The 7,297-nt window shown below is 67.5% G+C and carries 6 protein-coding genes, 1 pseudogene and 1 riboswitch; of the genes and pseudogenes, 5 read left to right on the top strand and 2 right to left on the bottom strand.

Annotation, left to right across the window (positions count from 1 at the left end):
• Window positions 1–307: pseudogene (locus tag EQG76_RS03730) on the top strand (hypothetical protein); the annotation flags it as partial.
• 42 nt (window positions 308–349) lie between these two features.
• Here EQG76_RS03730 and sugE read toward each other — a convergent pair.
• Entirely contained in the window at window positions 350–670 is a 321-nt protein-coding gene (sugE, locus tag EQG76_RS03725) for a quaternary ammonium compound efflux SMR transporter SugE (RefSeq protein WP_159710729.1), read from the bottom strand.
• A 165-nt stretch (window positions 671–835) separates the two neighbouring features.
• Window positions 836–1,765, bottom strand: coding sequence for a homoserine O-succinyltransferase (locus tag EQG76_RS03720; RefSeq protein WP_159710728.1), 930 nt, complete (start codon window positions 1,763–1,765; stop codon window positions 836–838).
• A gap of 87 nt (window positions 1,766–1,852) precedes the next feature.
• A riboswitch (SAM riboswitch) is annotated at window positions 1,853–1,931 on the bottom strand.
• 292 nt (window positions 1,932–2,223) lie between these two features.
• Between EQG76_RS03720 and EQG76_RS03715 the strand changes: the two genes are divergently transcribed.
• The 4 genes from EQG76_RS03715 to EQG76_RS03705 form a co-directional block, all read left to right on the top strand.
• Window positions 2,224–4,719 carry a glycogen/starch/alpha-glucan phosphorylase gene (locus EQG76_RS03715; RefSeq protein ID WP_159710731.1) on the top strand — a complete coding sequence of 832 codons (2,496 nt, stop codon included), beginning with the start codon at window positions 2,224–2,226 and terminating at the stop codon, window positions 4,717–4,719.
• A gap of 104 nt (window positions 4,720–4,823) precedes the next feature.
• Entirely contained in the window at window positions 4,824–5,036 is a 213-nt protein-coding gene (locus EQG76_RS33265; RefSeq protein ID WP_407925500.1) for an alpha amylase C-terminal domain-containing protein, read from the top strand.
• Window positions 5,037–5,085: 49 nt separating this feature from the next.
• Complete coding sequence (gene glgC / locus EQG76_RS03710; RefSeq protein WP_159710726.1) at window positions 5,086–6,354, top strand: glucose-1-phosphate adenylyltransferase; 1,269 nt, start codon at window positions 5,086–5,088, stop codon at window positions 6,352–6,354.
• Window positions 6,355–6,357: 3 nt separating this feature from the next.
• The coding region (locus EQG76_RS03705) for a glycogen synthase (protein WP_200840530.1) at window positions 6,358–7,297 on the top strand (940 nt) is incomplete at its 3' end.

The following is a 7,297-nucleotide window of genomic DNA, read 5'->3' as shown; positions in this document are numbered from 1 at the left end:
CGATGCGCGGCAGGGTCGCTGCGAGATGGCCTGGAACAGCACCGTGGGAGTCTCGGTGATGCCGGCCCTCTCGCTGGAGAACGGGCTGATCTACAGCTACGAGCACCTGCCGGACGGCAATCGCTGGGCATTCACCGCGCTGGATTTCGCGACCGGTCGGATCCAGTATCGCCGGATCGTCGGCGCCGGGCCGGACCATGCTGGCAGCGGGGCCATCACGCTGGGCAAGGCGGGTGCCGCCAGCATCGGCGTGGCCGCCGGCATGGTCAGGGTCCAGGACCAGAAGGCGGGCGACCGGCAGGGTTGAGCCCGCACCCGACCACCTGACCTGGGCCGGGCGGCCGCCATGTCAGGCGGTGCTGGACAGCTTCATGAGCAGCAGCCCGCTCACGATGAGCAGGGCCGCCAGCAGGCGCATCGCGCTGACGGATTCGCCCAAAAAGACGATCCCCGCCAGGAATGCGCCCACTGCCCCGATCCCGGTCCAGACCGTATAGGCAGTGCCGAGCGGGAGCGATCGCATCGACCAGGACAGAAGTGCGAAGCTCACCACCATCGCAACCAGGGTGACGACCGTGGGCCAGAGGCGCGTGAAGCCCTCCGACTGCTTCATCGTGAAGGCCCAGACGACCTCGAACAAACCAGCGATGACGAGAATGAACCACGCCACGGCAGCCTCCTTAGGCCAAACTGCCGGGCCGTCCCGGACTTCATCCCGTGGAGGGGGAGGACGTGGCCTCGCGCCATCCAGGTAGGCAGGCGAGCAGGAAGGTCAATATCGATTCACCAGCTCGTCTGCCCCCATGCCGGCCTGTGCTGGCCTGCCCGCCGCCGGTCAGCCGCCGATCTCGTCCAGGTCGAACGGCGTGGTCTGGTACATCTCGTTGATCCAGTTGCCGAACAGCAGGTGGGCATAGGCCCGCCAGCGGTTGACCGGCCGCTTGGACGGATCGTCGTCCGGGTAGTAGCGCAGCGGCATCTCGACGTTCAGCCCGCGCTCCAGGTCGCGCCGGTACTCGCGGTCCAGCGTGAACGTGTCGTATTCCAGGTGGTTGAACATGAAGAGGTGGCGGTTCGCCGGGTCCTCGCACAGGCACAGGCCGGCACGGGACGAGCGGGCCAGCACGCGGATGCTGCCGTCAGCAGGCAGGTCCTCCTCGCGCACCTCGGTGTGGCGGCTGACCGGCACCCAGAACTCGTCGTCGAAGCCGCGCATGAGCGGCGAGCGCGCGGCGTCGCGCGGCTCGGTGACCTCGTGGCGATAGATGCCGAACCGCTTCACCGGCAGGGTGTGCTTCGGCACGCCATGGAAGTGGTAGAGCGCTGCCTGAGCGCCCCAGCAGACGTTGAAGGTCGAATGGACGTGGCGGCGCGACCACTCGAAGATCCGCACCAGCTCGTCCCAGTACTTCACCTCCTCGAACTCCAGCAGCTCGACCGGCGCGCCGGTGATGAGCAGCCCGTCGAACTTGCGGTCCGCCACCTGCTCCCAGCTCTGGTAGAAGCTCTGCAGGTGCGACTGGGACACATTCGAGGGGGTATAGCTTCCGGTCGAGATCAGGGTCAGCTCGACCTGGAGTGGCGTGGCGCCGAGCAGCCGGGCGAACTGGGTTTCGGTGGTGAGCTTGTCCGGCATTAGGTTGAGCAGGCCCACCTGCATCGGCCGGATGTCCTGCTGCAGCGCATCCTCCTCACCGATCAGGCGCACGCCCTCGTTGCGCAGCAGTTCCGCCGCGGGCAGGTCGTTGGGAATCTTGATGGGCATCGACCGCTTCCTGGCCTCGATTCAACGTCGAGTGGCCGACCGGTCAGGAACGGGATAAGGACGCTCCCCCGGTCATTCCCAGGAATAACGTCCTATATCACGACCTTTTAGCCGCTTGTTTAACGTGGCCGCAAGCCGGTCGGCGCAAATCACCACGGAGACGACGGCAGGCAAGCTGGGTGTCTGGGGCGCCATTGTCAAGCCGCTGCTCGGGCGGGACCGGCGGCTTGTGCTTGCGCCGCGTCCACGTCTGCCGCCCGGAATCTGCAAGGGGCCCTCCCGTTTCCATAGTGGCGCTTGCCAAGCCCATCATGCCCGCCATGCTCGACGGGCGGCGTCGGCTTCCGTCCTGGAGGCCGGCCGGGGCCGGCCGGAGGCCCGTCGAGCGCCGTGTGCATCCACGAGCCGAACCTCCCGCGGACCGGGGCAGGGGGAGGCCACCAAGGACCTGCGACGTGATGGACACCAAGACCATGCCGAGTTCGCCCTCGCCGGCTAGCACCTCACCGCCGCGGCCGCTGCCCGGTCGGGCGTCCGCGGACCTCAAGGAGGCGATTGTCACCACGCTGCGTTATGCCGTGGGCAAGAATCCCGAGTTCGCCCGGCTGCACGATTGGTACGTGGCGACCGCGATCACGCTCCGCGACCGGCTGGTCGACCGCTGGTTCGCCTCCACCGACCAGACCTACCGGCAGCGCAAGAAGCGGGTCTACTACCTGTCACTTGAGTTCCTGATCGGTCGGCTACTGACCGACACTGCGAGCAATCTGGGCCTTCTGGACGAGGTGAAGGCGGCGCTCGCGGCCCATGGCATCGACTTCGAGGCGGTCAAGGCGCTGGAGCCGGACGCAGCACTCGGCAATGGTGGCCTGGGCCGGCTCGCCGCCTGCTTCATGGAGAGCATGGCCACGGTCGGCGTGCCCGCCTACGGCTACGGCATCCGCTACGATTTCGGCCTGTTCCGCCAAGTGATCCGGGACGGCTGGCAGGTCGAGCTGCCCGAGGACTGGCTAGCCTTCGGCAATCCCTGGGAGTTCGAGCGGCCCGAAGTCGCCTACGAGATCGGCTTTGGCGGCCATGTGGATGCCGAGGACAATCCGGACGGCACCGTCTCCTATATATGGCAGCCGTCCGAGCGGGTGCTGGCCCAGGCCTACGACACGCCGGTGGTCGGCTGGGAAAGCAGGACCATCAACACGCTGCGCCTGTGGGCGGCCCGGCCGATCACGCCCATCCGGCTGGACGCCTTCAACCGCGGCCAGCATGTCGATGCGTTCGCCGAGCAGGTGCGCGCCAGCTCGATCTCGCGGGTCCTCTATCCCGACGATTCCACCGCCGAGGGACAGGAGCTGCGCCTGCGGCAGGAGTTCTTCTTCACCTCGGCCTCGTTGCAGGACCTGATCCGCCGCCACCTGACCCAGTATGACGACCTGACCTCGCTGCCCCAGGCGGCAAACATCCAGCTCAACGACACCCACCCGGCCCTGTCGGTGCTGGAGCTGACCCGGATCCTGGTCGACCTGAACGGGTTTGCGCTGGACGAGGCCTTCGAGATCACCAAGGCCACGCTCTGCTACACCAACCACACCCTCCTGCCGGAAGCCCTGGAGACCTGGTCGGTGCCACTGTTCGAGCGGCTCCTGCCCCGGCACATGCAACTCGTCTTCGAGATCAACGCGATGCATCTTGCCGCCGTGCGCCGACGGCCGGACGTGAACGACGACCTGGTCCGCTCGGTGTCCCTGATCGACGAGACCCATGGCCGCCGCGTGCGGATGGGCAACCTCGCCTTCATCGGCTCGCGCCGGGTCAACGGCGTCTCGGAGCTCCATGGCGAACTGATGCGCGAGACCGTGTTCAAGGACCTGAACACGCTGTTCCCGGACCGCATCACCCACGTCACCAACGGCATCACGATGCGCCGCTGGCTGGTGGAGTGCAATCCGGACCTGGCGCACCTGATTTCGGACGTGATCGGCCCCCAGTGGATCAAGGATGCCGAGCGGCTGAAGGAGCTGGAGCAGTTCGCCACCGACCAGGCGTTCCTCCAGCGCTTCGCGCGGGTCAAGCAGGGGGCCAAGCAGCGCCTGGCGGCGTTCATTGCGCAACGGACCGGCATCCGGCTCGACCCGGACGCGATGTTCGACATCCAGATCAAGCGGATCCACGAATACAAGCGCCAGCTCCTGAACATCCTGGAGACGGTCCACCTCTACGAGGCGATGCGCGCCGAGCCGGAGCGCGACTGGACGCCCAGGGTTAAGATCTTCGCCGGCAAGGCGGCCGCGAGCTACCACCGGGCCAAGCTGATCATCAAGCTGATCAACGACGTGGCCCGGGTGATCAACCGCGACCCCACCGTGCGCGACAAGCTCAGGGTCGTGTTCCTGCCGAACTACAACGTCTCGCTGGCCGAGATGCTAGTCCCGGCCGCCGACCTGTCCGAGCAGATCTCGACCGCAGGCATGGAAGCGTCCGGCACCGGCAACATGAAGTTCCAGGCCAACGGCGCCATCACGATCGGCACCATGGACGGCGCCAATGTCGAGATCAGCCGCCATGTCGGCCTGGACAACATCCTGATCTTCGGGCTGACCGCCGATGCGGTGCGCGAGCGCTGGGCCAACGGGCACAACCCGCGGGCGGTGATCGAGGCCGACATCAACCTGCGCCAGGTGCTGGATGCGGTCGGCGGCGGCGTGTTCTCGCCGGACGAGCCCGGCCGCTACGGGCCGATCGTCCACGACCTGTACGAGAGCGACTATTTCATGGTGGCGTCGGATTTCGCCGACTACTCGGCCACCCAGCTCAAGGCAGCCGCCCTGTTCCGCCGGCCCGAGCAGTGGCGGCATATGTCGCTGCACAACACCGCGAACGCGGGTTGGTTCTCCTCCGACCGCTCGATCCGCGAATATGCCGAGAACATCTGGCACGCGCCGATGGACCCAGGCTGACGGGCCGGTGCAGCTCGGCCGTCGGGGCCTCGGCCTGCGGGCCATCCACCCGCAGGTGAGCAACGCACGGTCCGGCCGGAGCCCGATGCGGCAGGTGGAGCCTTATTCCAGCGTCGCGGCTGGAATATCGCGCCGGCCTGCCGCAACCTGGGCGCGGGCGAGAAGTTCTCAACATGGATGCGGCTCGCTACCGTGGTGGCGGATGTGCGGCCGGGACGGCTTCGCGGGGGGAACGACGGCACGGTACGGCTGGTCCCGCGCGCCCGCCGGTCGCGCTCCCGGACCCTGTCGCCGGCCCTGTTCAGTGCGGATGGTGAGCTCAGTTCATGAGCGGCAAGACAAGAAGAGACGGGAAGGGAGCGATCGATGGTCGATGTGAGGACGCCCACCACCGTCCTGGCGCGCAGTGCGATGGCCTATGTGCTGGCGGGCGGCCGTGGCTCCCGCCTGCATGAGCTCACCGACCGGCGCGCCAAGCCCGCGGTGTTCTTCGGCGGCAAGACCCGGATCATCGACTTCGCGCTGAGCAACGCGCTCAATTCCGGGATCCGGCGGATCGCGGTGGCGACCCAGTACAAGGCGCATAGCCTGATCCGCCACCTGCAGCGCGGCTGGAACTTCCTGCGGCCCGAGCGCAACGAGGGCTTCGACATCCTGCCAGCCAGCCAGCGCGTGTCGGAGACCCAGTGGTATGAGGGTACTGCCGACGCCGTCTTCCAGAACATCGACATCATCCAGGACTATGCGCCCGAATACATGATCATCCTGGCGGGTGACCATGTCTACAAGATGGACTACGGGCTGATGCTCCAGCAGCACGTGGACACGCATGCCGACGTCACCGTCGGCTGTCTGGAAGTCCCGCGCATGGAGGCCACCGCCTTCGGGGTCATGCATGTCGACGAGGACTCCCGGATCGTCGCCTTCCTGGAAAAGCCGGCCGACCCGCCGGGCATCCCCGGTAACCCGGACAAGGCGCTCGCCAGCATGGGCATCTACGTCTTCCGGACCGACTTCCTGTTCGACCAGCTCCGCCGAGACGCGGAAACGCCCGGCTCGGCGCGGGACTTCGGCAAGGACCTGATCCCCTACATCGTGCAGCACGGCAAGGCGGTGGCGCACCGCTTCACCCAGTCCTGCGTGAAGTCGAAGGCCGAATCGGAGGCCTACTGGCGGGATGTCGGCACGGTCGACGCCTATTGGGAAGCCAGCATCGACCTAACCGACATCGTCCCGCAGCTCGACCTGTTCGACCAGACCTGGCCGATCTGGACCTACTCGGAACTGACTCCGCCCGCCAAGTTCGTCCACGACGTGGACGGCCGCCGCGGCGAAGCCGTCAGCTCGCTCGTGTCCGGCGGCTGCATCGTTTCCGGCTCGAAGGTCCGCCGCTCGCTCCTGTCCACCGGCGTCCACGTCCATTCCTATGGCCTGCTCGAAGGTGCGGTGGTGCTCCCTTATGCCAAGATCGGCCGCGGCGCTCGGCTGCGCAACGTGGTGATCGACGGCGGGGTGACCATCCCGGACGGGCTGGTCGTGGGCGAGGACCCGGAGGTGGACGCGCAGCGCTTCCGGCGCACCGACCGCGGGATCTGCCTGATCACCCAGCCGATGATCGACCGGCTCGGCGGCTGATTGATGAGCTTGTCCGTTCTGTCGGTGGCATCCGAATGCTATCCGCTGATCAAGACCGGCGGGCTGGCCGACGTGGTGGGTGCGCTGCCGAGAGCGCTGGCGCCGCACGGGGCGGCGGTCCGCATCCTCCTGCCTGCCTACCGGCAGGTCATGGGCCGGGTGGCGCAGGCGGAGGAGTGCCTGCGCCTGGCCGACCTGTTCGGCGGCGACGCCCGGCTGCTGGCGGGGGCTACCGATACCGGCCTGTCCCTGTTCCTGCTCGATGCGCCACATCTGTTCGATCGGCCGGGCGGCCCCTATCTCGATGCCGCGGGGCTGGACTGGGCCGACAACGCCCAGCGCTTCGCCGCCCTCTCGCTCGTGGCGGCCTGGCTCGGCCAGGGCCTCCTGCCGGGCTATCGGCCGGACATCGTCCATGCCCATGACTGGCAGGCCGGACTGGCCCCAGCATATTTGGCGCTGGCCAGGGGTAGCCGCCCCGCCACCGTGCTGACCGTCCACAACCTGGCCTTCCAGGGCCAGTTCCCGGCCCGCCTGCTCGACGAGCTGCGCCTGCCGCGCAGCGCCTTCGTACCGGAAGGCGTCGAGTATTACGGCCAGATCGGCTTCTTGAAGGCCGGGCTCAACTATGCCGACCGCATCACCACGGTGAGCCCGAGCTATGCCCGCGAGATCCGCACGCCGGAGCTGGGCATGGGGCTGGACGGCCTCTTGAACGCGCGGGCGGCGCGGCTGAGCGGGATCGTCAACGGCATCGACCTGGACCGGTGGAACCCGGCCAGCGACCCGCTGTTGGCGAAGAACTATGCGGTCGGCAGCCTGGAGGACCGCGCGGCGAACAAGGCAGCTTTGTGCCAGCGGCTGGGGCTCGACCAGGACGGCTCGCCGCTGTTCTGCGTGATCACCCGCCTGACCTGGCAGAAGGGCGCCGACTTGACCCTGG

The sequence above is a fragment of the Geminicoccus flavidas genome, assembly GCF_009806515.1.
Classification (GTDB): Bacteria; Pseudomonadota; Alphaproteobacteria; order Geminicoccales; family Geminicoccaceae; genus Geminicoccus; species Geminicoccus flavidus.
Note: the sequence above shows the minus strand (reverse complement) of the source record. Positions and strands in the feature narration are given on the sequence as shown.